Origin of the sequence: Streptomyces sp. NBC_00490 (assembly GCF_036013645.1) — a bacterium.
Lineage (GTDB): Bacteria > Actinomycetota > Actinomycetes > Streptomycetales > Streptomycetaceae > Streptomyces > Streptomyces canus_F.
Genome location: NZ_CP107869.1, coordinates 2,213,097 through 2,238,075, shown reverse-complemented (window position 1 = coordinate 2,238,075; position 24,979 = coordinate 2,213,097). Strand labels below are relative to the sequence as shown.

The window sequence follows — 24,979 nt, the reverse complement described above, 5'->3', positions numbered from 1 at the left end:
CTGGGCACGGAGGGGAGTCCGCCGGGGTGCGGCCCGGCCCGGCGGTGTGGCTCACCGCCGGGCCGGTGCCGCGTCAGCGCGCCGGGGGCGCGGTGCTCGCGCGGACCACCAGTTCCGTGCCGAGCTCCACCCTCGGCGAGTCCGGCTGCTCGTCGCGGGCCAGCTTGAGCACCGTGCGGACGGCCAGCTTGCCCATGTCGGCGAGCGGTTGACGGACCGTGGTGAGCGGCGGGGCGGACCAGCGGACTTCCGGAAGGTCGTCGAAACCGACCAGGCTCATGTCCTCCGGGACCCGGAGCCCGCGTCTGCGCAGTGCCTCGATCGCGCCGAGCGCCATCTGGTCGCTGGCCGCGAAGATCGCCGTGGGCGGTTCGGGCAGGTCCAGCAGCGCGTTGCAGCCCTCGAAGCCGGACTCGGGGTGGAAGTCGCCGGGGACGACGAGGGAGTCGTCGACCGTGAGCCCCGTGCCCTCCAGGGCCGCGCGGTAGCCGTCGAAGCGGGCTCGGGAGCACAGCAGCCGGGGCGGGCCCGAGATCAGGCCGATCCTGCGGTGGCCCAGCGACAGCAGATGCTCGGTGGCCGCCATGCCGCCCGACCAGTTCGCGGCGCCGATGGTGGGGGCGTCCAGCGCGGGGGAGCCCGCCGGGTCGACGACGACCAGCGGGACGCCGAGGATGCGCAACTCCTCGTGCAGCATCGGCTCCAGGACCGAGGTGACCAGGATGACGCCGTCGGAGGCGCGGGCCCGCAAATTGCGCATCCACTCGCGGGCGTCGCCGGAGCGGCCGTGGATCGCCGAGACCACGGTGCCGACACCGGCCGCGTGCGCCACCTCCTCCACCCCGCGGATGATCTCCACCGCCCAGGGGCTGTCGAGGTCGTTGAAGACCAGGTCGAGCAGGGCCGCACCGCTGGGGGAGGTGCTCGGGCGCTTGCGGTAGCCGTGCAGGCGGAGCAGTTCCTCCACGCGGGCCCGGGTCCTGGGCGACACGTCGGAGCGGCCGTTGACGACCCGGGAGACGGTCGGCACGGAGACGCCGGCCTGTCGGGCGATCTCGGTGATCGTGACCCGGCCCCCGGTCTCGGGCGCCCCCTCGGTGCCGACCTCGTGTGCTGCCAACTCCCCACCTCCGTCGACGGATCGAAACTTCCAGGAGTCTTCCGGAAAACGGGTGCCCATGGGAAGTGCGTCAGGGAGAACAGCGCATTCCGCATGCGGGACTACACGCAGTGATCACCCCGGGACATGCGTCGGGGCCGGTTCGCAGCGCGGGTCTGCGGGCCGGCCCCTCAAGTCACCGGGCGGTCGGTCCCACCGCCCGGCAGCGCCCTCAGGCGGCGGTCATCACCTGTTCGCTGCCCATGGGGCGGTGCGGGGCGATGATCTTGCCGTCGGGCAGGAGCTCACCGGTGTCCTCGAATTGCAGAACGCCGTTGCACAGCAGGCTCCATCCCTGCTCCGGGTGGTGCGCCATGAGTCGGGCGGACTCCCGGTCGGCGGATTCGGCTGTCGGACACGGCGGCTGGTGCTGGCACATTGGTGGGATCTTTCGCTTTGTCGTGGTGTTCATCGCTGCCCCCGTTGTGATAAGTCGGTCGGCACCAGTGTTGCCCCACGGGCGTCAATCCGCAGGGATTTGGCAGCACCGCTTCTCACAGGTTCATGACGCATCACCCGCGCGGACGGTTCATTCCAACTGCGCTGTCTCTTCGGGTGGTTCGGGATGGCCGGATGGGGCTAGTCCGGACGGGGGGCGGGCACGAAAAGGGCTCGTACGAGCTGCAATTCGCTCGTACGAGCCCAGTGATCGAAGAGGTCAGGCGAGCTGTCCCAGAAGCGGGGCCGGAGTCGCCCGGTGGGTCAGCACCGGGAGCAGTTCGGCGACGCGGTGCGGCCGGTGGGCCGCGATACCGGGCGGTGCGGGCGCCAGCGGGACGAGCAGATCGGTGGCGGCGGGATGACCGGTGGCGCCGTCCGCCGTGAGGTCGCCGTGCAGCCAGAGGGTGAGCATGTAGAGGCCCGGGACCGACAGCAGGCGGGGCTGATAGGGCTGTTGCATGGTCTCGGCCTGGCGCAGCGCACGCTCGGTGGAGGCGATGTAGGGGCCCTCGAAGAAATGCGAGAAGGCCCAGCCGTCCGGCGTCAGCCGGGTCTCGGCGGCGGCCACCGCACGGTCCTGGCAGCGGATCAGGAAACGCCACCCGGTCAGTCGGGTGGCGGAGGCGCCCGCCGCGGTGATCTCGTCAAGTACGTGTACGGGCAAAGGGAGTTCGGGTGTCGCGGGTCCCTGGGCGGTGCGCAGGGAGGGAGTGCGGGCCTCGCGGAGCGCGGTGGGCGAACCGAGCGCGGTGAGGACGGAGCGAAGTGCGGGCGCGGGAGCCGGGGGTACATGCAGCGGCATGGTGGGTCGCCTCTCATTCGACAGGCACAGTGGCGCGAGGGCGTGGGCGGACGGCGCTGTCAGCTCGCGGGGCCAGAGAGGCGGGGGCCGGGTCATGGGTGCGTGGGGCGTGCGTGAGACCTGTCGTACGTCACCTTGACGACAGGAACAACAGACCGTCGGCGCCAACCTTCTGCCTCGTTCGCGGAGTTTATACGACACGTGTTCAGACGGTGTTTCGTCTACCCGTTTCCGACGTGAACAGCAAGGGTCCATTCGGTCGGCGATACGTGGGAATCATCCCGTTTTTCGGCGGCGGTACGGCGATGACCTCGATGAATACCGGAGGCGCGGTCGGCCGTTTTTCGTCGGCGTTTTTCACGAGGCGTGCGGGGAACCCGAAACTGCAAGGTGCCGCATGCCCGGTGAATGTGCCGCCGGTCACTTCCACAGGGTAGCGGGGCGCCAAGGGCCGCGCGGGACGTTATCGATCGTCTCCACTGGGCATCATCCCAGGTGACCCGACACCGGCGGCCGGATCTTCGGTCCGCCCATCCAAGGAGGGAAGCTTCGATGGGGGAGAAGGTCGCGGCAGGCCGATTCGACCTGTCCGATCGGCAGCTCTACCGCGGCAAGCTCCGCACGTGCCTGACGGCACTGGAGCGGCTGCTGGCGGAGAAGCGGTTCGATCGCCCGAAGAACCTCATGGGGCTGGAGATCGAACTGAATCTCGCCGGTGCCGACGGTATGCCGAAAATGTTGAACGCGCAGGTTCTCGAGCGGATCGCAAGCCGAGATTTCCAAACAGAACTCGCCATGTTCAACCTGGAAGTCAACATAGCCCCACATCCCTTGGGTGGCCGGGTATTCGACCGGCTCGCCGAAGAAATCCGCACCTCGCTGGCATACGCCCATCGGAAAGCGGGAGAGCTCGACGCGGGAATCGTGATGATCGGCATTCTGCCGACTCTCGACCGGGACGACCTGGTCTCCTCCAACCTCTCGGACGTCGACCGTTACGCGCTGCTCAACGAACAGATCGTGGCCGCCCGGGGCGAGGACTTCGTCCTGGACATCGACGGGGTCGAGCATCTCGTCTGCACCTCGAAGTCCATAGCCCCGGAAGCCGCCTGCACCTCCGTGCAGTTGCATCTCCAGGTCACCCCGGACCGCTTCGCCGACGTGTGGAACGCGGCGCAGGCCGTCGCCGCCGCGCAGATCGCCGTAGGAGCCAACTCCCCCTTCCTGTTCGGGCGTGAGCTGTGGCGCGAGTCGCGGCCGCCGCTGTTCCAGCAGTCCACGGACACCCGCCCGCCCGAGCTCCAGGCACAGGGTGTGCGGCCGCGGACCTGGTTCGGGGAGCGGTGGATCTCCTCGGCGCACGACCTGTTCGAGGAGAACCTGCGCTACTTCCCGGCGCTGCTGCCGATCTGCGACGACGAGGATCCGCTGAGGGTCCTCGACCAGGGGGGCGTCCCCTCGCTCGCCGAACTCGTCCTGCACAACGGCACCGTGTACCGCTGGAACCGGCCGGTGTACGGCATCGCCGACGGCGTTCCGCACCTGCGGGTGGAGAACCGCGTCCTGCCCGCGGGGCCCACCGTCACCGACGTCATCGCCAACGCGGCCTTCTACTACGGCGTGGTCCGCGCCCTCGCCGAGGACTCGCGGCCGGTGTGGACGCGGCTGCCCTTCGAGGCCGCCGCCGCCAACTTCGACGCGGCCTGCGAGCACGGCATCGAGGCCCGCTTCGACTGGCCGCGGCGCGGACGGTACGGCGGCGGGCTGACCCAGGTCGACGCCGTCACCCTGGTGCGCGACGAACTGCTGCCGCTCGCGGCGGCGGGCCTGGACGCGTGGGGGGTCGAACCCGCGGACCGCGACCTGTACCTGGGCGTGATCGACGAGCGGTGCCGGCGGCGGGCCAACGGGGCGACCTGGCAGGCCGCGACGTTCCACCGGGCCCTGGAGTCGGGTCTCGACCGGGACGCCGCACTCGCCGCGACGACCCGGCGGTACGCCGAGCTGATGCACCTCGGCGAACCGGTGCACACCTGGCCGGTGGGGTTGCCGGAGCCGGCGCCGCTGGGCTGAGCGGCGTGGGGAAGGCGCTGGGGAAAGGGCACGGCCGGACGGCTCGCCCGGCCCCGACCGCTCAGCCTGCGCTTCCCTCCGCCCCCGCCGCCACGATCGCCTTGAGGATCACCTCGTGGATCTGGGACGGGTCGGAGACCTCCTGGCCCGTGCCGCCGGTGGACTCCGCGATCTGCTGGGCCTCCTCGCGGTCGGCGTCGGGGCCGACGGCGATCATGATCAGCGGGACCGGGCGGTCGGGGTCGGTGAGTTCCTGCAGACGCCTGACGAGCGTGGAGCGGGAGATGCTGCCGGGGTCCTGGTTGACGCCGTCGGTCAGCACGACCAGGGCGTTGAACTTGCCCTTGGCGTAGGAGGCGGTGGCCTCCGTGTACGCGGCGAGCGTGGTGTCGTACAGGCCCGTCGCGCCGTTCGGGACCGGCGCCAGTTCGCTGAAGGCCGCCGACAGCTTGTCCCGTTGCGTTCCGCCGTCCCTGCTGTCGCCGAGGCGTCCGGTCGGGACGAGGACGCGGTAGTCCTTGTCGCCGTCCAGCTTGGTGGAGAACTGCCACAGACCGATCTCGTCCTCCGGCGTGAACGTGGCGAGCGCCTGGAGGAGGGATGCCTTGGTCACGTCCATGCGGGACCGGTTCGTGCCCGGGACCGGCTCGGACATGGAGGAGGACGCGTCGACGACCGTGGTGACCCGCGCGCTCTGCACCGTGATCGTCCAGGTGCCGAGAGCCTCCTGGAGGGCCCCCTCCGAGGCCGGCTTGAGGGCGTCCTGCGCGTACGGCTGCGGCTCGCTGCCGCCGGCCCGCGTCACCAGCGTTGCCGCGACCTCGTCGGCGGAGGTGCGGAAGCCGTACTTCTCCATGAGCCGGCGCTGCTCGGGCTTGCGCAGATAGTTCATGAACTTCAGCGCCGCCCGGCTCTCGTCGGTGCTCAGCGCCGCCTGGTCGACCAGCGAGTACGGGTAGTCGAGCCGGGGCGAGCCGTCCTTCGGGTAGAAGAGGTCGAGCCCCTCGCCGTCGGCCGCGGTGTTGTAGGTGAACGCCGCCTGCTCGCTGAGGATCAGCGCCTGGTTGCGCTTCGGGTTGCCCTGCTCGGTGCCCGAGGCGTCGCGCGGCAGGGTGTCCAGGACCTGGGTGTCGCTGTCGGAGGTGCGCTGCGACAGGCTCTTCATCATGGCCGCGGCCTGGGTGTCCCCGTCCTTGATCTTGGCGGCGCCGGTGCCCAGCTGGGTCAGGGCGAGCAGTCCGGTGGCACTGCGCGAGGGGTCGGCCGCGCCGAGCTTGAGGGAGTCGTCCCGCATCGTGGCGCCGACCAGCTCGATCCAGCTGTACGACTTCTGCGGCCACCCCAGCGACTTGGCGGCCTCCGGGACCATGGCCACACCGACCGGGCTGGAGGCGAAGCCGCCGACCGGGGTCACCTCCGTCGCCTTGGTGTCCGCAGCGATCCGCTGGACCCACAGCTCCGAGTCCGGTACCCACACCTGGACGTCGGTCGGCCTGCCTGCCAGCAGGGTGTCCGTGAGCTTGTAGGAGTCGTGCGCGGTCACCTCGACGTCGACGCAGCGCCCGTCGGAGGTGAGGCCGATGTCGCGGGCCCGTTCCGCCGCGGCGCGCAGGGCCGGGGCCATGTCGGGCGAGGCGGCGACCTTCAGGTCCACCGCGTCGTCCTGACAGGAGGAACCGAAGGAGAGCAGTCCGCTCTGGACGGCGGCCGCCGTGCCGCCCGCGACGGTCAGCACGAGCACGGTCGCGATGGCCACCGTACGGCGGCGGGTGCGTGGCCGGGGGTCGCTGCCGCCCGCCCCATACTGATCGGGCAAGCTGTGACGTCCCATGACGGTGGTGCCCCTCCCTGTTGTTACCTTCTGCCGGTCTCACGGCCGTATGGCATGCAGAGGGGAGGTCAGCCCCGTACGGTGTCCGTCCCCCAACGGCCAGTCGCGCACGATCTTCGCAACTTCTTTCGAGACCCTAGCGGGGCGGTGATGGGGATGGGACGGGAATACTGAATTGGAGTCAGGTGTGCAGGGAGAGGCGGGCCGTGTGGCCGATTCTTTTCCGGAGGAGGGGCGTTCGCGGCGGATTTTCCGGGATGAGACGCTGCTCGTTCTGGGGCTTTCGCTCGGTGCGAGCGGAGTGTCCGCCCTGATCAGCTTTGTCGGATCGGTCACCAGGCCGGGCGGCCTCAAGGACCAGGCGGCCACCCTCAACGCCTCGGCCGCGCCGGGCCGCCCCTGGCTCGATCTGGCCTGGCAGCTGTTCGGGATCGCCTCGTCCCTCGTGCCCGTCCTGCTCGTCGCGCACTTCCTGCTGCGCGAGGGCGGAAGCCTGCGCACCCTCGGCTTCGACCGCACCAGGCCGTGGCCCGACCTCGGCCGCGGCGCGGCGGTCGCGGCGGTGATCGGCAGCACCGGAATCGCCTTCTACCTGGCCGCACGCGGGCTGGGATTCAACCTCACGGTGGTGCCGGAGGCACTGCCCGAGGTGTGGTGGAAGTACCCGGTGCTGATCATGTCCGCGATGCAGAACGCGATCCTCGAAGAGGTCATCGTCGTCGGGTACCTGCTGCGCCGGCTGGGCCAGTTGGGCTGGACGCCCGGGGCCGCGCTGATGGCCAGTTCCGTACTGCGCGGGTCGTACCACCTCTACCAGGGCATCGGCGGCTTCATCGGCAACATGGTGATGGGCGTGGTGTTCGTCTACCTCTACCGCCGGTGGGGACGGGTGGGGCCCCTGGTGGTGGCGCATTCGCTGCTCGACATCGGGGCGTTCGTCGGCTACGCGCTGCTGGCCGGGAAGGTGGGCTGGCTGCCGACGCCGGCCGGCGGCTGAACCGTGTGCCGGAGTGCCGGCCGTGAGGAAGCCGCGGACCGGTGGGGGCTGAGCGCGCTCGCGCGGCGGAAGCCGCATGTCGATACAGCCCCGCGCCCCTTTCGGGGGGCGATGGAACCGCCTATACGAGCAGCTCGCCCTCGATCGTCGTGACCGCCCGGCCGGTGAGGAGCGTGCGGTCGCCGACCAGCCGGGTGCGGACGCGGCCGGAGCGGGGCGAGGCCTGCAGACCGGTGAGTTCGGTACGGCCCAGCCGCTCGGACCAGAAGGGCGCCAGGGCGGTGTGGGCGCTGCCGGTGACCGGGTCCTCGTCGATGCCGACGTTGGGGAAGAAGCAGCGGGAGACGAAGTCGTAGCCGAGCGCGGGGTTCTCGGCGCGGGCGGTGGCGATGACGCCGCGCTCCGAGTAGGCGCCGAGGGCCTTGTGGTCGGGGGTGAGGGCGTGGACGGTCTTCTCGTCGGCGAGCTCGACGAGGAGGTCGCCGACGTTCGGACCGGTGTCGAAGGCGAGGAGCGGTTCGGCGCCGAGGGCCGCGGCTACCCCCTCCGGGGGCTCGACCGGGGTCAGCGGAGCGGTCGGGAAGTCCAGGGTGATCGACCCGTCCGCACCGGGCGTCGCGATGAGCACACCGCTCCGCGTGGCGAACCGCACCGGCCCCTCGTGGGCGCCGGTGGTGTGCAGCACATGGGCCGTGGCCAGCGTCGCGTGCCCGCACATGTTGACCTCGGCGGCCGGTGTGAACCACCGCAGCGCCCAGTCGGCCTCGCCGCCCCCGGGAAGACGGTGGGCGAACGCCGTCTCGGCGTGATTGACCTCGACGGCGATGTTCTGCAGCCGGTTGTCGTCCGGGAAGGCGTCCAGCAGCAGGACCCCGGCCGGGTTGCCGGCGAAGGGCCGGTCGGTGAAGGCGTCGACGATTCGGATACGCATGACGCCGACGCTAGGCCGACCCCGAGCCGCAGGCCAAGGCCAATCCTGGGTCACTGGACCGATTTGGCGACACCCGGGGAGCCGTGGCCTCTGGACGGGCTCGTCGATGCGGTGCGACTGTCGTCAACGCGTCTCGCGCACACGACAGTTCAGGAGGCCGCCATGTCCCAGCCGTCCGTCCTCGCCGCGCTGCTGTCCGGGCTGCGGAGCGGTGCGATCGAAGTCGTCGATCTCACCTCGCCCCTGTCGTCGCAGACGCCGGTGATCCGGTTGCCCGAAGGGTTCGGGCAGACACAGGTGTTCGAACTGGAGGAGATCAGCCGGTACGACGACCGGGGGCCGGCCTGGTACTGGAACAACTTCCGCACGGGCGAGCACACCGGTACGCACTTCGACGCGCCCAACCACTGGGTGACCGGCAAGGACCTCGCGGACGTGGCCTCCGTACCGGCGAGCCGGCTGATCGCGCCCGCCGCCGTGCTGGACTTCTCCGCCGCGGCCGCCGAGGACCCGGACTTCCTCGTCGAGGTGGACCACATCAAGGCCTGGGAGGCGGAGCACGGCCCGCTGCCCGAGGGCGGGTGGCTGCTGCTGCGCACCGGCTGGGACGCGCGCTCGCACGCGCAGGAGGAGTTCCTCAACGCCGACGAGAACGGCCCCCACACCCCGGGCCTGTCCCCGGAGTGCGCCCGCTGGGTCGCCGAGGAGTCACCGGTGATCGGCCTCGGCACCGAGACGGTCGGCACCGACGCCGGAGGCGCCCACTCCTTCGACCCGGCCTTCCCGTGCCACTCCTACCTGATGGGCAACGACAAATACGGCCTGACCCAGTTGCAGAACCTCGCGGAACTGCCCGCCACCGGTGCCGTCGTCGTCGCCGGCCCGCTGCCCATCCTCAACGGCTCCGGCTCACCCGCCCGCGTCCTCGCCCTCGTGGAGCGGTCATGAAGGTCGCCGAAGCCGTCGGCCGGGCCCTGACCGCGGCCGGTGTGGACCATGTGTTCGGCGTGGTCGGCTCGGGCAACTTCCACCTCACCAACGCCATGGTGGCCACGGGGGCCCGCTATGTCGCCGCCCGCCACGAGGGCGGCGCGGCAACCATGGCCGACGCCCACACACGGATGAGCGGGAAGGCCGCCGCGCTGAGCGTGCACCAGGGGCCCGGGCTGACCAACGCGCTGACCGGTATCGCGGAGGCCGCCAAGAGCCGCACGCCCCTCCTCGTGCTCGCGGCCGAGGCGACCCGGCCCACCTCCAACTTCCACGTCGACCAGGAGGCGTTGGCCCAAGCCGTCGGCGCGGTCACCGAGCGCGTGACGTCCCCGCACTCCGCGGTCGAGCAGGCCTGCGACGCCGTACGACGCGCCCTGCACGAGCGCCGTACCGTACTGCTCAACCTCCCCCTGGACGTACAGGCCCTCGACCTGCCCGACACCGCCGCGATCGCCGCCGCCCCGCCGCCCGCGCGGGCCGCCGTCGAGCCGTCGGAGTCCGATGTGGCGGCCCTGGTGACGGCCATGGAACGCGCCCGCCGCCCCGTCTTCGTGGCCGGCCGGGGCGCCCGCTCACCGGGCGCCCGCGACGCCCTCACCGCGCTCGCCGACCACCACGGCGCACTGCTCGCCACCTCGGCCGTGGCCCACGGTCTGTTCCAGGGCGATCCCTGGTCGCTCGGCATCTCCGGCGGCTTCGCGTCCGACCTGACGGCCGAACTGATCCGGGGCGCCGACCTGATCGTCGGCTGGGGCTGCGCCCTGAACATGTGGACCATGCGGCACGGCCGCCTCATCGGCCCGGACGCCACCGTCGTCCAGGTCGACGACGACGCCTCCGCCCTGGGCGTCCACCGGGAGGTCCACCTCGGTGTCGTCGGCGACGTGACCCGCACCGCCCGGCGCGCACTCGACGCGGGCGGCGCGCGGCGCGAGGGGTACCGCGCGCAGGCCATCGGCGTGGGGGTGCGCCGACGGGACGTGCCGTACGAGGACGAGAGCACCCGGGACCGCATCGACCCGCGGACGCTGAGCATCGCGCTCGACGACATCCTCCCGGCGGAGCGGGTCGTCGGCGTGGACTCCGGGAACTTCATGGGCTACCCGAGCGCCTATCTGTCGGTGCCCGACCAGGACGGCTTCTGCTTCACGCAGGCCTTCCAGTCCATCGGCCTGGGCCTGGCGACCACGATCGGCGCGGCCCTGGCCCGGCCCGACCGGCTGCCGGTGGCCGTGCTCGGCGACGGCGGCGCGCTGATGGGCGCGGCCGAACTGGACACCGTACGCAGGCTGGGGCTGCCGATGGTGGTGGTCGTCTACAACGACGAGGGATACGGGGCGGAGGTGCACCACTTCGGCCCGGACGGCTTCCCGCTCGACACGGTCACCTTCCCGCCGACCGACATCGCCGCCATCGCCCGCGGTCACGGCTTCGAGGCGGTGACCGTGCGGACGCGCGCCGATCTCAAGGCCGTCGAGGACTGGGTGACGGGGCCGCGGTCGGTGCCGCTGCTGGTCGACGCCAAGGTGGCGGGCGAGCACGGGGCGTGGTGGCTGGAGGAGGCCTTCCGAGGCCACTGAGGGAAGGCCGGGCTGTCCGGTCGGGCTGTCAGTCGAGCTGGATGAGTCCCCGGCGCGCGGCCTCCGTCACGGCTGCCGCGCGGTTCTCCACCCTCAGCTTGCGGTAGACGCGCACCAGGTGGGTCTTGACGGTCGCCTCGCTGAGGAACAGGGCCTGGGCGATGGCCCGGTTGCTCAGCCCCTCCGCCGCCAGCCGTACGACCTCGACCTCGCGCCCGGTGAGAGCCACGTCGGGGCTGACCACCTGGCCGACGAGTTCGCCGACGACCTCGGGGGCGAGGGCCAGGGCGCCGGCGGCGGCGCCACGGACCGCCCGGAAGAGCTCCTCGGGCGGCCCGGCCTTGAGCACGTATCCGCGGGCGCCCGCCTCCAGGGCCCGCACGACGTCGGTCCGCCCGGAGAAGCTCGTCAGCATCAGCGCGGGCACGGCCGGGGCCTCGACGCTCAACCGGCGGACCGCCTCGATGCCGTCGACAGCGGAACCCGCGAACCGGAGGTCCATCAGCACGACGTCCGGCTTCAGCTCCGCGGCGAGACGGACGGCCTCCTCGCCGCTGCCCGTCTCCGCGATCACCTCGAGATCCGGTTCCCCGTCCAACAGGGCCCGCAGCCCGGCGCGGACGACGGCGTGATCGTCCGCGATCACCAGCCGTACGGTCATCCGACGGTCGCCGGGGTCAGCCGGGGAGCCGCCGCCGGCAGCACGGCCCGGACCCGGGTGCCCCGGCCGGGTGCGCTGGTGACCCGCAGGTCGCCGCCGCACTCGCGGAGCCGGGCGCGGGCGGCGGGCAGGCCGAAACCGCGGGTCGGGCGGGCGAGGGCCCCGGCGCCCGCGGGGTCGAAGCCCACTCCGTCGTCCTGTACGTCGAGTTCGATCCGGTCCGCCTCGTGGTGCAGGGTGACCAGGACGTTCACCGCGCGCGCGTGCTCGCGGACATTGGCCAGCGTGCCCTGCGCGACCCGGAAGAGGGTCGCGGCCGCCTGCTCGTCCAGGACGGGCCGGGGCTCGCCCGCGGACCGGAACCGCACCTGGGCGGCCGGCCCCTCCTGCTCCGCCTGGGCGCACAGCAGCCGCAGCGAGCCCTCGAGCCCTTCCTCGGCGACGGCGGACGGGGTGAGGTCGTGGATGATCCGGCGGGTCTCGGCGAGATTGCCGTCCAGGCCGTCGGCCACCGCGCGCACCCGGGCACGGGCCGCGTCCGGCCGCCGGTCCCAGTCCCGCTCGGCCGCCTGGAGCAGCATCAGGCTGCCCGCGAGTTCCTGGGCCAGCGTGTCGTGCAGGTCGCGGGCGATCCGGGTGCGTTCGGCCAGCACGCCTGCCCGGCGCTGCTGTTCGGCGAGGATGTCGCGGGTGCTCCGCAACTCGTCGAGGAGGCGCTGGCGTTCGGCGGCGTCTCGCTGCTGCGTCCGGTAGAGGGCCACGGTGCCCCAGACCGCCGTGACCGGGACCAGCGCCATCTCCATGTCGAACCGGCCGGTCGAGCCGACCAGTCGCCAGGCCAGTACGCCGGAGATCGCGGCCACCGCGACCAGCGCCGCCCGCTTCCCCAGTGCCCGCAAGGCCGCGCACGCCAGCGGTATGCCGCACCAGGCGTACGCCCAGGTCACCGGCGCCTCGACGAGGAACAGGAGGGAGCCCCACAGACCGAGCAGAGTCGTGATCCAGGCGAGCCGGAGGGCGGGGCCGAGCCGGCTCCACAGGCCCAGACCCGCTCCGTACACCACGGCCAGCAGCCCGCTGAGGCTGACCATGTGCCAGCACAGCGGGCTGTTGAGATCGACGAGCCGTACGGCGGCCGCGCCGACGACCAGGAAGAACACGAAGTGCGGGGCGTGTTCCAGGGCGTGTCTGGTGCCGCGGACGGGAACGCGGTCGGTCACGGCAGATCCCCTTGGACTCACTGATCCACTTGGACAGGGCGTCCGAGTCTATCCGGGGGCTGTATGACCGATGTGAAGGGTTGGGGCGGGCTCTCCGCCCCTACGCGCCGGGGTGCAGTCCGAGCCAGCCGGGCGTGGGGTCGCCCTTCACCTCGCCGAAGTACAGGGCGAAGGTCTGCTTCCAGCGCTCGATCGCGGCACGGTCGGCCATGAAGCGGGGGAAGCCGTCGACGTGTGCGTCGGGGTACTCCCAGACCTGCTTGAGGCCTGCCGGGGGAGTGACGTCGGTACGTACGGACCAGCCGTTGAAGGACCCCTGCTGGGTGGCGAGCGACAACTGCCAGTTGAGGTACAGCTTGGCCGCGGTCGGGTTCGCGGCCTGCTTCAGGATCGCCGCGCGCTGGCCCCAGGCCATGAACGGGGCGCCTTCCGGCGCGACCCACTTCACGGGCCCGGAGGCGAGCGGGGCGCCCGAGCCGCCGATACCGATCGCGTGCGTGCCGGCGCGGACCGCGTCGCCGGGGGAGTTGCTGCCCCGCGCGAAGCGCACGTCCTGGGCGGCGAGCCTGGCCACCCACTCCCAGCCGTACTTCTGGACGTAGAGCGAGTAGAGGTAGAGGACCGCGTCGTCGTCGTGCGGGTAGGAGGAGGCGATCCTGCCCTTCCACTTCGGGTCGACCAGGTCCAGCGGAGTGCGCGGGGCGCCCGAGCCGGCCGCCGCGGTGTCGTACATGAAGCTGAAGCCGATCGCCCCGATGGCGACCCAGGCGCCCTGCGGGTCCTTGAACTTGTCGTACACCTTGGAGAACCCGGCCGGCTTGTACCGCAGGAGCCTGCCCTGCTCCTTCCAGCGCGTGAAGTCCTGGAGGGTCTGCAGCTGTACGACGTCGGGGACGAGGGTGTCGGTCGCGAGCTGGTTGTCGACGCGGACGTCGTGGTACTTGCTGTAGTCCACGACCAGGGTCAGGTCGATGTCCGGGAACCGCTTGAGGAACGCGGCCTTGGTGAAGTCCTGCTGGGTGGGGGTGTCCCCGCCGGCGTAGAGGACGAGCTTCCCGCCCTCCGCGAGGGCCGCCTTGTAGAGCTCGTCGAGGGTCCTGGTCTCCTCGGATCCGGTGGTGCGCGAGGCGGCGGCGGCCTGGACCGGGGTGGCGCCGAGCGCGCCGATACCGATGGCCGCACCGGCGCCGGTGGCGAGGACACGGCGCCTGCTGGGGAAGCTGGACATGCTGCGGGACCTCTCTGCTGGGGGGTGACGTACGCAGCTTGTCCGTTGCCGGCGGGTGTTCGCGTCCGCCGGGCGGAGCGAGGGGCGCGCTGACGTGGTAACCGCGATTCAATCGAACGGTTGACCAGGCCTTTCGACAGAGGCTTGTCATGCGAACTATTCCGATATATCGTTGACGCATCGCGACAGATCAACGATGGATGGAGTGGTAGCGATGCGTTCCCATGGATTCGAACGTGGACACGGTGGACCCGGCCCGCGCGGCGGCCGAGGCGGCTTCGACGGACGGCGTGGTGCCTTCGGCCCCTTCGGGCCGGGCGGCCCCGGTGGTTTCGGCGGACCCGGCTTCGGCGGCCCGGGCCCCTGGGGGCCTCGAGGGCGTGGCGGACCGAGGGGGAGGGCGCGGCGCGGCGATGTACGTGCGTCGATCCTGGCCCTGCTCAAGGACCGGCCCATGCACGGGTACGAGATGATCCAGGAGATCGCCGAACGCAGCGGCGGGGCGTGGAAGCCCAGCCCGGGTTCGGTGTACCCCACCCTTCAGCTGCTGGAGGACGAGGGCCTGATCGCCAGCGAGAGCGAGGGCGGCAAGAAGCTGTTCGCGCTCACCGAGGCGGGCCGCACCGCGGCCGAGGAGGGCCCGGACGCGCCCTGGGAGGAAGCCTCCCGCGGCGTCGACTTCGAGGCGCTGAACGAGATCCGTCAGGCCGGGTTCGGGCTGATGGAGGCTTTCGGCCAGGTCTGGAAGACCGGCAGCAAGGAGCAGCGCGAGAAGGCCCTCGCGGTCATCACCGATGCCCGCAAGAAGCTGTACCTGATCCTCGCCGACGAGGACTGACGGTCACAGAGCAGTGAAAAGGCGCCCCGCGGAGCGATCCGCGGGGCGCCTTCGTGTGCGCTGCCGGCCGCCGTCAGGTCACCAGCCCGGCCAGCTTGCGCAGCGACTCGTCGAGCGCGGCCGTCGCCGAGTCCTTGAGCTTGCCCGCCATCAGCGCCACCGCGGCGCCCGTGAACTCGCCGTCGATACGGACCGTCGTCGCGTCGCCGTCCGGGGTGAGGGTGTAGCGGTTGGCGACGGTCACCGCCATCGGGCCCTTGCCGCGGATGGCCAGCACCCGGGCCGGCTCCAGCTCCTCGATGGTCCACTCGACCTCGGCCGGGAAGCCCATCAGCTTCATGTTCTCCTGGAACGTGGCGCCCACTTCGAGGGCCGTGGGGCCGCCCTGCGGGAAGCTGGTGTGGGTGGCGTTCCACTCCCCGTACGCGGGCCAGTCCGTGAGCTGCGCCCACACCTTCTCGGCCGGTGCCTCGATGCGTGCCTCGGCGCTGACTTCGGCCATGCGACCACCCCTTCGGATCGGGCTACGGTGTCGCGGAACGTAGCCGCAGGGCCTGAAACATTCAATGCTGATGAACCGTCAGAAAGTGTGGAGGCCCCTGACCGGCCGTGCCGCTCAGGCGACGAGCCGTATCACCGCCGCGTCGAACAGGTCCCACGCCCGCGGGAAGGCGCTCTCGTCGTGGCAGTGCCACGCCTCCCAGAACAGGTCGGCGAGCAGCGCGTCCGCCGGGGCGTACACCCGGTACACGTACTGCCTGCCGTCGACGGCAGGCAGAGCCACCAGCCAGAACCTGCTCTCCATGTCCGTGTTGGACGAACGGGACAGCGGGGTGGTTGCGTTCGGGGCGCGGGGCAAGCAGGCGCGCGCCGCCGCCCGGTGAACGGCCTGATCTCATCCGTAAGGAGGAGATTCCGGCCACCGGGGTCCACTCTGTGTGGGACGCGAGAATGGTTCCCTCCGGGGATGACCCGGGGCGGCGTGGCTGATGAGGTGGGGGATGTGCCACCCCGTATCCCCCGGCAGTCCGTGAACGAGCCGGGCAGCAACCGCGCGGACATCGATGCCAGGCTCGGCGAAGAGCTGGCGGCGGTGGTCTCCGGAGCGCGCCGCCGATCGGTCCGGGACGGGGACCGGCAGATCGACACGGCCCATCTGCTGCACTCGCTCCTGGAGCACGACCCCGAGGTGCGCACCGTCTTCGAGGACGGCCCGCAGCTCGCGCGGCTGCTCGGCTATCTCGTGCAGCGCAGCATCGGCTACGGGCTGCGCTGGCAGGGCAGCGTCGAGGACTCCGGCCCGGTCCCCGTGGTCCCCGAGGCGGAGGGCCTCTCGCCGCTGGCCGCGGACGCGATGGAGTACGCCCGTGAGCGTGCCGTCCGCCGTGGCGCCGACCGCGCGAACGGGACGGACCTGCTGGCGGCCCTCGTCGCCGACCCGCAGGCCCGAGCCGTCGAGGTTCTCACCCGCGCAGGCATCGACGCGGGGGCGGTCCTGGGTCGGATCGAGAGCCGGGCGCAGAGCCCTTCCTGAGCTCGACGCGGCACTGCCTCGGCCTGCCCGCGGTCACCCCTCGTCCCACCCATGCGGCACCCCCTTGTCCCGGTGGTGCCGGTCCAGCCGCTGAGACAGGTGTCATCGGGGGTGACGCTCCTGTCGTCCCCTGTCATCATGGGCCGGTGCATACGACTGACAGCAGGGGCGGCAACCGCGGAAAGGGCATCGGGCTCGGGCTCGCGCTCGCGTCGGCGGTCGCCTTCGGAGGATCCGGTGTCGCGGCCAAGCCGCTGATCGAGGCGGGGCTGGACCCGCTCCATGTGGTGTGGCTGCGCGTGACCGGCGCAGCGCTCGTGATGCTGCCGCTCGCGGTCCGTCACCGTGCGCTGGTGCGCAGCCGCCCCGCGCTGCTCGCCGGGTTCGGACTGCTGGGGGTGGCCGGCGTCCAGGCGTTCTACTTCGCCTCGATCTCCCGCATACCCGTGGGCGTCGCGCTGCTCGTCGAGTACCTCGCACCCGCCCTCGTCCTCGGCTGGGTCCGCTTCGTGCAGCGGCGGCCGGTCACGCGGGCCGCCGCGCTCGGGGTGGTCCTCGCGGTCGGCGGGCTCGCCTGTGTCGTGGAGGTCTGGTCGGGGCTGAGCTTCGATGCCGTGGGCCTGCTCCTGGCACTGGGCGCCGCCTGCTGCCAGGTCGGCTACTTCGTCCTGTCCGACCAGGGCAGCGACTCCGGTGCCGACGCCCCCGCTCCGCTCGGCGTCATCGCGTACGGCCTCCTCGTCGGCGCCGCCGTGCTCACCGTCGTCGCCCGCCCCTGGACGATGGACTGGTCCGTCCTCGGCGGCGCCGGGGACATGAACGGCACCCCGGTCGCCGCCGCGCTGCTGCTGTCCTGGATCGTCCTGATCGCCACGGTCGTCGCCTACGTCACCGGCGTGGTCTCCGTGCGCCGCCTCTCCCCGCAGGTCGCCGGCGTCGTCGCCTGCCTCGAAGCGGTCATCGCGACCGTCCTGGCCTGGGTCCTGCTCGGCGAGCACCTGTCCGCCCCGCAGATCATCGGCGGCGCGGTCGTCCTGGCCGGCGCCTTCATCGCGCAGTCCTCGGCGCCCACCCATCCCACCCCGGAGCCGGTGGCGAGCGGTGGCCCGGAAAGGGAGTTGTCGGCCCGGTCGAGCGCCTCCTAGGCTGCCGATCATGCGTTCCCACCGCGTCATCCTCGCGCCGCCCGCCGCCTGAGGCGGGCCCTCCGGAGATCACGCCCGGCCGTGCGCCGGGCGGAACGGTGCTGCCCGCGGACGAAGTCCACGGATCCCGCTGAGCCGGGCTCCTCACTTCTCCATGTCTGCGGAGACGACACGTGTCGAATGCTGCTTCCGGCCTGCCCATCGGGCGAGGCCTTCTCTATCTGATCATCGCCGGTGCCGCCTGGGGCACCGCGGGCGCGGTCGCCGCGCTGGCCTACGGGGCCAGCGACCTGGGACCGGTCGCCCTGTCCTTCTGGCGCTGCGCGTCCGGACTCGTCCTGCTCACCGCCGTACGCCTGGTGCGCCCGCGGCCCCTGACCGCCGTACGGGAACCGTTCCGTCGCAGGGCGCTGCGGGCGGGTGCCACGGGCCTCGGGCTCGCCGTGTTCCAGACCGGCTATTTCGCGGCGGTGGACTCCACCGGGCTTGCCGTGGCCACGGTCGTCACGCTCGGCGCGGGTCCCGTCCTCGTCGCGCTCGGCGCACGACTGACCCTGGGGGAGCGGCTCGGGTGGGGCGGGGCCGTCGCCGTCGCCGGCGCGCTCGCCGGGCTCGGGGTGCTGACGCTCGGCGGCGAGGGTTCGGCCGTCCGTCCGTCGGGCGTGCTGCTCGCGCTGGTGTCTGCGGCCGGAGGGTCGTCGATGACGCTGCTCACGCGCCGCTGGGGGCGTGACGGCGGGGCGGACGCCGCCCGTACGTCCGTCGGGGTGTTCGCCGTCACCAGCGTGCTGCTGCTGCCGTTCGCCCTGGCCGAGGGCCTGGTGCCGCACACCGCGCGGCCCGGTCTGCTGCTCTGGCTGCTGGCCTACCTCGCGGCCGTCCCCACGGCCCTCGCCTACGGCCTCTACTTCGCGGGCGCGGCCGCCGTACGCTCTGCCACCGTGTCCGTGATCATGCTGCTCGAACCGGTCGGCGCGGCGGCGCTCGCCGTCGTCCTGCTCGGCGAGCGGCTGACGATGCCGACCCTCGCCGGCACTCTGCTCATGCTCGGGGCCGTCACGGGGCTCGCGGTGACGGAGGCGCGCGGAGCGCGACGGCCGGCGGTCTGACGCCGAGGGGCCCTCGCCCGGTGGTGAGGGCCCTTTCGCTCAGACTCCGCGGCGGCGCAGCAGATGCTCGCGCGCCGCCGCGTCACCCGGCTCCGACCGTTCCGTCAGCCCCTCCACGATCCGGTCCTGCACCTCCGGCGTCCGATGGTTCGCATATTTGAACTTCGCGCGTACACCGGTGACTTCGAGCCGCACACCTCGCAGACCGGACAGCAGCCGGCCGTACGGTGCCTCGCCGACCGCCGCCTCGGCGGAGCCGCCTTCCGGCTGGAAGTGGCCGACCTGGCGGTTGAGCAGCGCCGCCTTCTCCGCCGGGTCGTCCACGACATGGGCCCGGCAACGGAGTTGGACCGCCGCGTAGAAGCTGGTCGGTGTGCCGTGTTCGGGTGGGCTGTCCGGGGGCGCCTGCCAGGGGCCGGGGATGTACGCGTAGTCGTCGACCACGCTCAGCACGACCTCCGGGTCCGCCAGCAGCGCGGGCCACATCGGGTTCGGCCGGGCCAGATGCGTCAGGACCACTCCGTCGGCGGCGTCGTAGGTGAAGTGCAGCGGCTGGGCGTACGGCGGCTCGCCGTCCAGGCCGTTGACGACCAACGTGCCGAAGTCGTGCACGGCCAGCCACTGTTGCCATTCGGCGTCGTCGTGGGGCGCGTCCCAGGGGTGGATCAGCATCACAGCGCCCGCAGGTAGTCGGGCAGTTCGGTCCCCGGGGCCAGGAGCGGGTCGGCGACCGGGGTCTCGTAGCCCTTGCGCAGCGGGACCACTCCGGCCCAGTGCGGGAGGTCGAGGTCCTCGGGCTCGTCGTTGACGCCACCCGTGCGGATCTTCGCGGAGACCTCGTCCAGGTCGATGCGGATCACGGCGGTGGCGGCCAGCTCCTTCTTGTTGGCGGGCCGCGAGTCCTTGGAACGGCCGGCCACCACCTGGTCGACGAGCGCGTCCAGGGCGAGGAGCTTCTCCTCGGGGTCCGTCACGTCGTACGCGGTGCCGTGCACCACCACGGACCGGTAGTTCATCGAGTGGTGGAAGCCCGAGCGGGCCAGGATCAGCGCGTCCACATGGGTCACCGTCAGGCACACCGGCAGCCCCGGGTCGGCCTGGCCGGTCATCCGCAGCGGACGCGAGCCCGTCGAGCCGTGCACATAGAGCCGTTCGCCGACCCGGCCGAAGAGCGTGGGCAGCACGACCGGCGCGCCGTCCCGGACGAAGCCGAGATGGCAGACGCAGGCCTCGTCGAGTATCGCGTGCACGACCTCCTTGTCGTACGACGCCCGGTCCGCGGAGCGGGTGGGGACCGTGCGGTCGGTCGCCGGGTAGGCGGTCGGCTGAGGCGTCGGCTGCTGGGTCCCCTGCATGGCTCTCTCCATTTGCGGTCCGTATTGCACTAGTGCATAATCTGCTTTGTGCTAGGAGGATACAAGATCCAAGGGTGTCGCGCAGCTGAGATCGCGGCGAGCGTCGAGCAGGCGGTGGGTTCCGGCGAGCTGGAACCGGGCCAACTACTGCCACCCATGAGGGAGTTGGCAGCCGAGCTGGAGGTGAATCCCAATACCGTCGCGGCCGCCTACCGGACCCTGCGGGAGCGCGGGGTCATCGAGACCGCGGGACGCCGGGGCAGCAGGGTGCGGCCCAGGCCGGCCACGACCGGGCGCGAGGCCGACCGGACGGACGTGCCCGAGGGGGTGCGGGACGTGGCGAACGGCAACCCGGACCCCGGACTGCTGCCACCGCTGGCGAAGGCGTTCGCGGCGGCGGCCGAGCGGAACGACCGGGAGCCGGTCCTGTACGGCGACGCCGCCGTCGAGCCGGAGCTGGCACGCCTGGCGCGGGCCGCCCTGGACGCCGACGGGGTTCCGGACGGGCCCGTCCATGTCGCCTCCGGTTCGCTCGACGTGGTCGAGCGCGTTCTCGCGGTCCACCTCAAGCCCGGCGACACCGTCGCCGTCGAGGATCCCGGCTGGGGCAGCCTGCTCGACCTCGTCCCGGCGGTCGGGCTGCGCACGGCTCCCGTCCGCGTCGACGACGAGGGGCCGCTCCCGGACGATGTGCGGCGGGCGCTGGGAGCGGGGGCGCGGGCGCTGATCGTGACCGACCGGGCGCAGAATCCGACCGGGGCGGCGGTGAGTGCGGCGCGCGCGCGGGCGCTGCGGGCGGTGCTGAAGGAGTACCCGCAGGTGCTGCTCATCGAGGACGACCACGGGCACGGCATCGTGGATCTGCCACTGCATCCCCTGGCCGGCGTCACGCACAGCTGGGTCTTCGTGCGGTCGGCGGCCAAGGCGTACGGGCCGGATCTGCGGTTGGCCGTGTTCACCGGCGACGCCGTGACGGTCGACCGGGTGCGGGGGCGGCAGCGGGTGGGCCCCGGCTGGGTGAGCCGGATCGGTCAGCGGGCCCTGGCGGGGCTCTGGGCCGAGGGCGCGGTGGACACCAGGGCCGTGTCGGCGGCGTACGCCGGGCGGCGGGACGTGCTGATCGGGGCTCTGGCGGAGCGCGGGATCGCCGCGCACGGCCGCAGTGGCATGAACGTGTGGATTCCGGTGCCGGACGAGACCGGGGCGGTGGCACGGCTGCTGCACGCGGGGTGGGCGGTGGCCCCCGGGGCCCGCTTCCGGACCGGCGCGGGTCCCGGGATCCGGGTCACGGTGTCGACCCTGACGCGGGGGGAGGCGGTGTCGCTGGCGGAGGCCATCGCCGCGGCCGTCGGGGCCGGGCCGGTGCGGGGGTACGCCTAACGGGCCGCGAGGTCGCGAGGGGGGTGCGGCTCGGCGGGGGTCGGTCGCGCCGCGCGGCGGAACCGCGCGTCGATGCGGCCCTGTGCCCCTGACAGGCCGCTGCGGCGCACCTGCGTCAGAGCCGCGCCCGTCAGGACGATCACCGCTCCCACCGGGGTCGACCAGCTGAGCGACTCGCCGAGGATCGCGACGCCCGCGGCCGTGGCGATGACCGGGATGAAGTACGTGACCATCTGCGCGGTCGTCGGACCGACCTCCGCGACCAGGCCGTACTGGAGGAGGAGGGCCAGGCCCGTGCCCAGGGAGCCCAGGGCGGCGATCGCCAGCAGGGGCGTCACGGCGAAGCGGCTGGGGAGGTCGGTGAACAGCGGGGTCACGACCGCGAGTTGCAGGGTGCCCAGCAGCAACTGGGCGCCGGTCATGGAGAGGTGGGAATGACCGGCACCGGCCAGCGTGCGGCGGACGTAGATCCAGCCGATCGGGTAGCTCAGCGAGGCCAGCAGGGCCATCGCGGTGCCCCGGGCGTCCAGGCCGTCAAAGCCCTGCCAGGCGCCCAGGACCGTCAGGACGCCGAGGAAGCCGAGGCCGAGACCGGCGACCCGGGTGCGGGTGGGGCGGTCCTCCGACAGGGCGACCAGAGACAGGGCCATGCCCCACAGCGGCGAGGTCGCGTTGCAGATGCCCGCGAGCGTGGACGGGATCGTCAGCTCCGCGTAGGCGAAGAGGGAGAAGGGCAGGGCGTTCACCAGGAACGCGGCCACCGTCAGATGGCCCCAGGTGCGCGCCCCGCGCGGCAGCCGCTCCCGCTTCACCGCCATCGCCGCCGCCAGGACCGCCGTCCCGAACAGCAGCCGGCCCAGCGCGACCTGGAAGGGGGCGTACCCCTCGGTGCCCACCTTGATGAGCAGGAAGCTGAAGCCCCAGATGAGCGAGAGGGCGGCGAAGCGCAGACGCCAGTCGAGGGCGCGGGTCCGGGTGGGGACGGCAGTGGTCATGGGACAACCCTGGCGCCGAACATCGCGTAGCACAATCGAGATTTTCACTCGGATATCTCGTAGCATTGCTTACATGTTGAATCTGGAGCGCCTGCGCACCCTCGACGCCCTCGCCCGGCACGGCTCGGTGAGCGGCGCCGCCGAGGCGCTGCACATCACGACCTCGGCCGTCTCGCAGCAGATGTCCAAACTGGAGCGTGAGGTCGGCCAGCAGCTCCTCGCCAAGAACGGCCGGGGGGTGCGGCTCACGGACGCCGGCCGGCTGCTCGCCGAGCACGCGGCCCGCATCCTGTCCCAGGTCGAGCTCGCCCAGTCCGATCTGGAGGCCCAACGCGGGCAGGTCGTCGGCGAGTTGCGGCTCTCCGCGTTCCCGACCGCCGCGCGCGGACTGTTCCCCGCAGCCCTCGCCGCCCTCAAGGCGGAGCACTCCGCGCTGCGGGTCCGCTCGTGTGAGCTGGAGCCGGAGCTCGGCATCGCGGGAGTGGTCCGCGGCGACCTCGACCTCGCCGTGGTCCTGGACTGGTACAACAAGCCGATGCCGCTCCCGGACGGCCTGGTCAAGGCATCCGTCCTGGACGACCCGGCGGATGTCGCGATGCCGGTCGGACACCGGCTCGCCGACCGTGACGAGGTGGACCTCTCCGAGTTCGCCGACGACGAGTGGATCACCTGGGGGCAGGGCGAATTCTGTCACGAATGGCTGATGTTCACCCTGCGCTCCAAGGGTATCGAGCCCATCGTCGGTCACCGCGCCGCCGAGACCCACACCCAACTCGGGCTCGTCGCGGCCGGGTTGGGCATCTGCATCGCCCCACTGCTGGGCCGGCACCCGATGCCCGAGGGTGTCGTCACCGTCCCGCTCAAGCAGCGGGTCCGCCGGCATGTCTACGTCGTCTGGCGCGCGGACGCCGACCGCCGCCCGTCGATCAGGGCGGCGGTCGGGGCCCTGCGCGAAGCCGCGGCGAACGTCGGCTGAACTGCCCTACATGGCGGGGAGCTTGCGGAAGTCCCAGGACACGATCTTGTCCGGCGTCAGCCGCATCCACGCATGCCGTCCGTCGTGCGGCATCTCGTCGAGCCCGAAGTTCTTGCGCGCGAACAGCGTCTCCGGGACGTCGAGTTCGGCGTACAGATCCCCGACGCGCGGGGACTCGCCCACGAACTCCACGGCACCGGACAGCTCGACGCCGCGCAGCTCGTCGTACTCCTCACCGGTGTCGACCACGATCGCGACCCGGGGATCGCGGCGCAGGTCGGTCCAGCGCTTGCTTTTCACCACCGAGTACAGCCACAGCGAGGTGCCGTCCCAGGCGAACCAGAGCGTGCTGACATGCGGGGCGCCACCCGTCGAAACGGTGGCGACCCGGCAGGTGCGCTGGCTGGTGAGGAACTCGTCCAGCTCGCCCGGCGTCATCATGATCTTCCGGCCCCGGCGCTGAGTGACGGTCATACGGCCCCCTCTTCCTTCTCCCACGTCGTGCCAGAGGAGAGATCCTCTGACATCACGTCAGAAAAGGATGCGGCGTCTTCCGTCCTCACGCAATGGTGGCTACGCTCCCGGCTCCACCGTCGGCTACCAGGGGGCGAGAGTGCCGTCGAACGAACAGCTCAGCGAGCTCCTCGCACCGCACTCCACGGTGCTGCTCACCGTCGAGTGCCAGCAGGGCGTCGTGGGCCCGGACAGCGCGCTGCCCGAACTCGCCAAAGAGGCACGGTCGTCGGGCGCCCTCGCCAACGTCGCCCGGCTGGTGGCCGCCGCCCACGAGAGCGGGACCCAGGTGATCCACGCCCTCGCCGAACGCCGCCCCGACGGCCGCGGCGCCAACCGCAACGCCCGGCTGTTCCGCGCCGCCGAACGGCTCCCCGTCCAGCAGCTGTCCGGCACCACGGCGGTCCGGATCGCGGCCCCGATCGAGGTCACCGAGGAGGACTTCGTCGTACGACGACTGCACGGCCTGTCGCCGATCCAGGGCACCGACGTCGACCCGCTGCTGCGCAACCTGGGCTGCCGCACCCTCGTCGTCGCCGGTGTCTCCGCCAACGTGGCGATCCCCAACGCCGTGTTCGACGCGGTCAACCGCGGCTACACCGTGGTCGTCCCGACGGACGCGATCGCCGGGGTGCCCTCCGACTACACCTCCGCGATGATCCGCAACACCCTTGCCCTGGTGGCGACCCTGGCGACCACGGCCGACGTGGTGGGCTGTCTCACGCGAGCGCGATCGAGTCGCCGCTCACCGTGATCTTCTGCTCGGGCAGCGGCTGGGTGGCGGGCCCTTTCTGCACGCTGCCGTCGCTCACCGAGAACTCGCTCTTGTGGCACGGACAGGTGATGACCCCGTCGGAGATCCCCGTGACCGCGCATCCCTGATGGGTGCACTTCGAGGAGAAGGCCTTGAACTCGCCCGCCGCGGGCTGGGTGACCACCACGCCCGCGTCCTTGAAGATCTTGCCGCCGCCCTCGGGTATGTCCGACGTCTTCGCGAGCGCGGTGCCGGAGGCGGCGCCGGACCCGTCGTCGTCCGACCCGCACGCGTTCAGCGTGAGGGCGAGCCCCGCCGCCCCCACCGCCGCCACGACGATGCGCCGACTCGGTGCCGAGGTGGGATGAAGCGATTCGCTGGACATGGTCACGTCCCCTTCCACGGATATCTCGTGAACTGCCCAGGGGTACGGACCCGGCGTGCCGGTTGTTCAGCCACCCCTC

The 24,979-nt window shown here is 72.0% G+C and carries 27 protein-coding genes; 11 read left to right on the top strand and 16 right to left on the bottom strand.

Going from position 1 to position 24,979, the window contains the following annotated elements; genetic code table 11:
• Positions 1–73: 73 nt before the first annotated feature.
• The 4 genes from OG381_RS10075 to OG381_RS10060 form a co-directional block, all read right to left on the bottom strand.
• Positions 74–1,120, bottom strand: coding sequence for a LacI family DNA-binding transcriptional regulator (locus OG381_RS10075; protein WP_327715793.1), 1,047 nt, complete (start codon positions 1,118–1,120; stop codon positions 74–76).
• 211 nt (positions 1,121–1,331) lie between these two features.
• Complete coding sequence (locus tag OG381_RS10070; protein WP_327715792.1) at positions 1,332–1,538, bottom strand: DUF5999 family protein; 207 nt, start codon at positions 1,536–1,538, stop codon at positions 1,332–1,334.
• Between the two features lie 279 nt (positions 1,539–1,817).
• Positions 1,818–2,402 carry a hypothetical protein gene (locus OG381_RS10065; RefSeq protein ID WP_327715791.1) on the bottom strand — a complete coding sequence of 195 codons (585 nt, stop codon included), beginning with the start codon at positions 2,400–2,402 and terminating at the stop codon, positions 1,818–1,820.
• Positions 2,403–2,607: 205 nt separating this feature from the next.
• Positions 2,608–2,826, bottom strand: a complete 219-nt coding sequence (locus OG381_RS10060) for a hypothetical protein (RefSeq protein WP_327715790.1) — start codon at positions 2,824–2,826, stop codon at positions 2,608–2,610.
• Between the two features lie 128 nt (positions 2,827–2,954).
• On the opposite strand from OG381_RS10060, the gene OG381_RS10055 reads away from it, so the two are divergent.
• Complete coding sequence (locus OG381_RS10055; RefSeq protein ID WP_327715788.1) at positions 2,955–4,475, top strand: glutamate-cysteine ligase family protein; 1,521 nt, start codon at positions 2,955–2,957, stop codon at positions 4,473–4,475.
• 61 nt (positions 4,476–4,536) lie between these two features.
• On the opposite strand, the gene OG381_RS10050 is transcribed toward OG381_RS10055, so the two are convergent.
• Positions 4,537–6,306 carry a substrate-binding and VWA domain-containing protein gene (locus tag OG381_RS10050; RefSeq protein ID WP_327715787.1) on the bottom strand — a complete coding sequence of 590 codons (1,770 nt, stop codon included), beginning with the start codon at positions 6,304–6,306 and terminating at the stop codon, positions 4,537–4,539.
• Between the two features lie 187 nt (positions 6,307–6,493).
• Between OG381_RS10050 and OG381_RS10045 the strand changes: the two genes are divergently transcribed.
• Positions 6,494–7,303 (top strand): CPBP family intramembrane glutamic endopeptidase, encoded by an 810-nt coding sequence (locus tag OG381_RS10045; RefSeq protein WP_327715786.1) that lies wholly within the window; start codon positions 6,494–6,496, stop codon positions 7,301–7,303.
• Positions 7,304–7,424: 121 nt separating this feature from the next.
• Here the strand turns inward: OG381_RS10045 and OG381_RS10040 are convergent, their stop codons facing one another.
• Complete coding sequence (locus tag OG381_RS10040; RefSeq protein WP_327715785.1) at positions 7,425–8,234, bottom strand: PhzF family phenazine biosynthesis protein; 810 nt, start codon at positions 8,232–8,234, stop codon at positions 7,425–7,427.
• A gap of 162 nt (positions 8,235–8,396) precedes the next feature.
• Here OG381_RS10040 and OG381_RS10035 point away from each other — a divergent pair, with 162 nt between their 5' ends.
• Positions 8,397–9,182 carry a cyclase family protein gene (locus tag OG381_RS10035; RefSeq protein ID WP_327715784.1) on the top strand — a complete coding sequence of 262 codons (786 nt, stop codon included), beginning with the start codon at positions 8,397–8,399 and terminating at the stop codon, positions 9,180–9,182.
• Entirely contained in the window at positions 9,179–10,807 is a 1,629-nt protein-coding gene (locus tag OG381_RS10030; protein ID WP_327715783.1) for a thiamine pyrophosphate-binding protein, read from the top strand. Before OG381_RS10035 ends, OG381_RS10030 begins: the two co-directional genes overlap by 4 nt.
• Before the next feature lie 28 nt (positions 10,808–10,835).
• On the opposite strand, the gene OG381_RS10025 is transcribed toward OG381_RS10030, so the two are convergent.
• From OG381_RS10025 to OG381_RS10015, 3 genes are all read right to left on the bottom strand, one after another.
• Positions 10,836–11,468 (bottom strand): response regulator transcription factor, encoded by a 633-nt coding sequence (locus OG381_RS10025; protein WP_327715782.1) that lies wholly within the window; start codon positions 11,466–11,468, stop codon positions 10,836–10,838.
• Positions 11,465–12,688 (bottom strand): sensor histidine kinase, encoded by a 1,224-nt coding sequence (locus OG381_RS10020; RefSeq protein WP_327715781.1) that lies wholly within the window; start codon positions 12,686–12,688, stop codon positions 11,465–11,467. The genes OG381_RS10025 and OG381_RS10020 overlap by 4 nt, the downstream gene beginning before the upstream one ends.
• 100 nt (positions 12,689–12,788) lie before the next feature.
• Complete coding sequence (locus OG381_RS10015; protein WP_327715780.1) at positions 12,789–13,916, bottom strand: ABC transporter substrate-binding protein; 1,128 nt, start codon at positions 13,914–13,916, stop codon at positions 12,789–12,791.
• Positions 13,917–14,130: 214 nt separating this feature from the next.
• On the opposite strand from OG381_RS10015, the gene OG381_RS10010 reads away from it, so the two are divergent.
• The gene (locus OG381_RS10010) at positions 14,131–14,754 is read left to right on the top strand and encodes a PadR family transcriptional regulator (protein ID WP_327715779.1); all 624 of its coding nucleotides are present in this window, start codon (positions 14,131–14,133) and stop codon (positions 14,752–14,754) included.
• A 73-nt stretch (positions 14,755–14,827) separates the two neighbouring features.
• On the opposite strand, the gene OG381_RS10005 is transcribed toward OG381_RS10010, so the two are convergent.
• Entirely contained in the window at positions 14,828–15,256 is a 429-nt protein-coding gene (locus tag OG381_RS10005; protein ID WP_327715778.1) for a type II toxin-antitoxin system Rv0910 family toxin, read from the bottom strand.
• Between the two features lie 114 nt (positions 15,257–15,370).
• The gene (locus tag OG381_RS10000; RefSeq protein ID WP_327722771.1) at positions 15,371–15,559 is read right to left on the bottom strand and encodes a hypothetical protein; all 189 of its coding nucleotides are present in this window, start codon (positions 15,557–15,559) and stop codon (positions 15,371–15,373) included.
• A 198-nt stretch (positions 15,560–15,757) separates the two neighbouring features.
• On the opposite strand from OG381_RS10000, the gene OG381_RS09995 reads away from it, so the two are divergent.
• From OG381_RS09995 to OG381_RS09985, 3 genes are all read left to right on the top strand, one after another.
• The gene (locus OG381_RS09995) at positions 15,758–16,288 is read left to right on the top strand and encodes a Clp protease N-terminal domain-containing protein (protein WP_327715777.1); all 531 of its coding nucleotides are present in this window, start codon (positions 15,758–15,760) and stop codon (positions 16,286–16,288) included.
• 146 nt (positions 16,289–16,434) lie between these two features.
• Positions 16,435–17,433, top strand: a complete 999-nt coding sequence (locus tag OG381_RS09990; protein WP_327715776.1) for an EamA family transporter — start codon at positions 16,435–16,437, stop codon at positions 17,431–17,433.
• 173 nt (positions 17,434–17,606) lie between these two features.
• Positions 17,607–18,542 (top strand): DMT family transporter, encoded by a 936-nt coding sequence (locus tag OG381_RS09985; RefSeq protein ID WP_327715775.1) that lies wholly within the window; start codon positions 17,607–17,609, stop codon positions 18,540–18,542.
• 39 nt (positions 18,543–18,581) lie between these two features.
• On the opposite strand, the gene OG381_RS09980 is transcribed toward OG381_RS09985, so the two are convergent.
• Together OG381_RS09980 and OG381_RS09975 are read right to left on the bottom strand one after the other, a co-directional pair.
• On the bottom strand, positions 18,582–19,214 hold the full coding sequence (locus OG381_RS09980; RefSeq protein WP_327715774.1) for an FMN-binding negative transcriptional regulator: 633 nt from the start codon (positions 19,212–19,214) through the stop codon (positions 18,582–18,584).
• Positions 19,214–19,897 carry a pyridoxamine 5'-phosphate oxidase family protein gene (locus OG381_RS09975; protein WP_327715773.1) on the bottom strand — a complete coding sequence of 228 codons (684 nt, stop codon included), beginning with the start codon at positions 19,895–19,897 and terminating at the stop codon, positions 19,214–19,216. Before OG381_RS09975 ends, OG381_RS09980 begins: the two co-directional genes overlap by 1 nt.
• Positions 19,898–19,945: 48 nt before the next feature.
• Between OG381_RS09975 and OG381_RS09970 the strand changes: the two genes are divergently transcribed.
• Positions 19,946–21,277, top strand: coding sequence for an aminotransferase class I/II-fold pyridoxal phosphate-dependent enzyme (locus tag OG381_RS09970; protein ID WP_327715772.1), 1,332 nt, complete (start codon positions 19,946–19,948; stop codon positions 21,275–21,277).
• Here OG381_RS09970 and OG381_RS09965 read toward each other — a convergent pair.
• On the bottom strand, positions 21,274–22,272 hold the full coding sequence (locus OG381_RS09965) for a DMT family transporter (protein WP_327715771.1): 999 nt from the start codon (positions 22,270–22,272) through the stop codon (positions 21,274–21,276). The two genes, OG381_RS09970 and OG381_RS09965, sit on opposite strands and share 4 nt — an antisense overlap.
• A 73-nt stretch (positions 22,273–22,345) precedes the next feature.
• Here OG381_RS09965 and OG381_RS09960 point away from each other — a divergent pair, with 73 nt between their 5' ends.
• Complete coding sequence (locus tag OG381_RS09960) at positions 22,346–23,248, top strand: LysR family transcriptional regulator (protein ID WP_327715770.1); 903 nt, start codon at positions 22,346–22,348, stop codon at positions 23,246–23,248.
• 6 nt (positions 23,249–23,254) lie between these two features.
• Here OG381_RS09960 and OG381_RS09955 read toward each other — a convergent pair whose 3' ends face one another.
• On the bottom strand, positions 23,255–23,722 hold the full coding sequence (locus OG381_RS09955; RefSeq protein WP_327715769.1) for a pyridoxamine 5'-phosphate oxidase family protein: 468 nt from the start codon (positions 23,720–23,722) through the stop codon (positions 23,255–23,257).
• Between the two features lie 139 nt (positions 23,723–23,861).
• On the opposite strand from OG381_RS09955, the gene OG381_RS09950 reads away from it, so the two are divergent.
• The gene (locus OG381_RS09950; protein ID WP_327715768.1) at positions 23,862–24,515 is read left to right on the top strand and encodes a cysteine hydrolase; all 654 of its coding nucleotides are present in this window, start codon (positions 23,862–23,864) and stop codon (positions 24,513–24,515) included.
• On the opposite strand, the gene OG381_RS09945 is transcribed toward OG381_RS09950, so the two are convergent.
• Complete coding sequence (locus OG381_RS09945; protein ID WP_327715767.1) at positions 24,481–24,900, bottom strand: Rieske (2Fe-2S) protein; 420 nt, start codon at positions 24,898–24,900, stop codon at positions 24,481–24,483. The genes OG381_RS09950 and OG381_RS09945 overlap by 35 nt on opposite strands.
• Positions 24,901–24,979: the final 79 nt, after the last annotated feature.

Excerpts from the sequence above, each read along its gene's own strand:
- OG381_RS10015 (WP_327715780.1), bottom strand. The coding sequence starts at position 13,916 with ATGTCCAGCTTCCCCAGCAGGCGCCGTGTCCTCGCCACCGGCGCCGGT.
- OG381_RS09980 (WP_327715774.1), bottom strand. The coding sequence starts at position 19,214 with ATGCTGATCCACCCCTGGGACGCGCCCCACGACGACGCCGAATGGCAA.
- OG381_RS10010 (WP_327715779.1), top strand. The coding sequence starts at position 14,131 with ATGCGTTCCCATGGATTCGAACGTGGACACGGTGGACCCGGCCCGCGC.
- OG381_RS10040 (WP_327715785.1), bottom strand. The coding sequence starts at position 8,234 with ATGCGTATCCGAATCGTCGACGCCTTCACCGACCGGCCCTTCGCCGGC.
- OG381_RS10070 (WP_327715792.1), bottom strand. The coding sequence starts at position 1,538 with ATGTGCCAGCACCAGCCGCCGTGTCCGACAGCCGAATCCGCCGACCGG.
- OG381_RS09975 (WP_327715773.1), bottom strand. The coding sequence starts at position 19,897 with ATGCAGGGGACCCAGCAGCCGACGCCTCAGCCGACCGCCTACCCGGCG.
- OG381_RS10025 (WP_327715782.1), bottom strand. The coding sequence starts at position 11,468 with ATGACCGTACGGCTGGTGATCGCGGACGATCACGCCGTCGTCCGCGCC.
- OG381_RS10055 (WP_327715788.1), top strand. The coding sequence starts at position 2,955 with ATGGGGGAGAAGGTCGCGGCAGGCCGATTCGACCTGTCCGATCGGCAG.
- OG381_RS10035 (WP_327715784.1), top strand. The coding sequence starts at position 8,397 with ATGTCCCAGCCGTCCGTCCTCGCCGCGCTGCTGTCCGGGCTGCGGAGC.
- OG381_RS10030 (WP_327715783.1), top strand. The coding sequence starts at position 9,179 with ATGAAGGTCGCCGAAGCCGTCGGCCGGGCCCTGACCGCGGCCGGTGTG.
- OG381_RS10050 (WP_327715787.1), bottom strand. The coding sequence starts at position 6,306 with ATGGGACGTCACAGCTTGCCCGATCAGTATGGGGCGGGCGGCAGCGAC.
- OG381_RS09965 (WP_327715771.1), bottom strand. The coding sequence starts at position 22,272 with ATGACCACTGCCGTCCCCACCCGGACCCGCGCCCTCGACTGGCGTCTG.
- OG381_RS09960 (WP_327715770.1), top strand. The coding sequence starts at position 22,346 with ATGTTGAATCTGGAGCGCCTGCGCACCCTCGACGCCCTCGCCCGGCAC.
- OG381_RS10065 (WP_327715791.1), bottom strand. The coding sequence starts at position 2,402 with ATGCCGCTGCATGTACCCCCGGCTCCCGCGCCCGCACTTCGCTCCGTC.
- OG381_RS10005 (WP_327715778.1), bottom strand. The coding sequence starts at position 15,256 with ATGGCCGAAGTCAGCGCCGAGGCACGCATCGAGGCACCGGCCGAGAAG.
- OG381_RS10000 (WP_327722771.1), bottom strand. The coding sequence starts at position 15,559 with ATGGAGAGCAGGTTCTGGCTGGTGGCTCTGCCTGCCGTCGACGGCAGG.
- OG381_RS09955 (WP_327715769.1), bottom strand. The coding sequence starts at position 23,722 with ATGACCGTCACTCAGCGCCGGGGCCGGAAGATCATGATGACGCCGGGC.
- OG381_RS09945 (WP_327715767.1), bottom strand. The coding sequence starts at position 24,900 with ATGTCCAGCGAATCGCTTCATCCCACCTCGGCACCGAGTCGGCGCATC.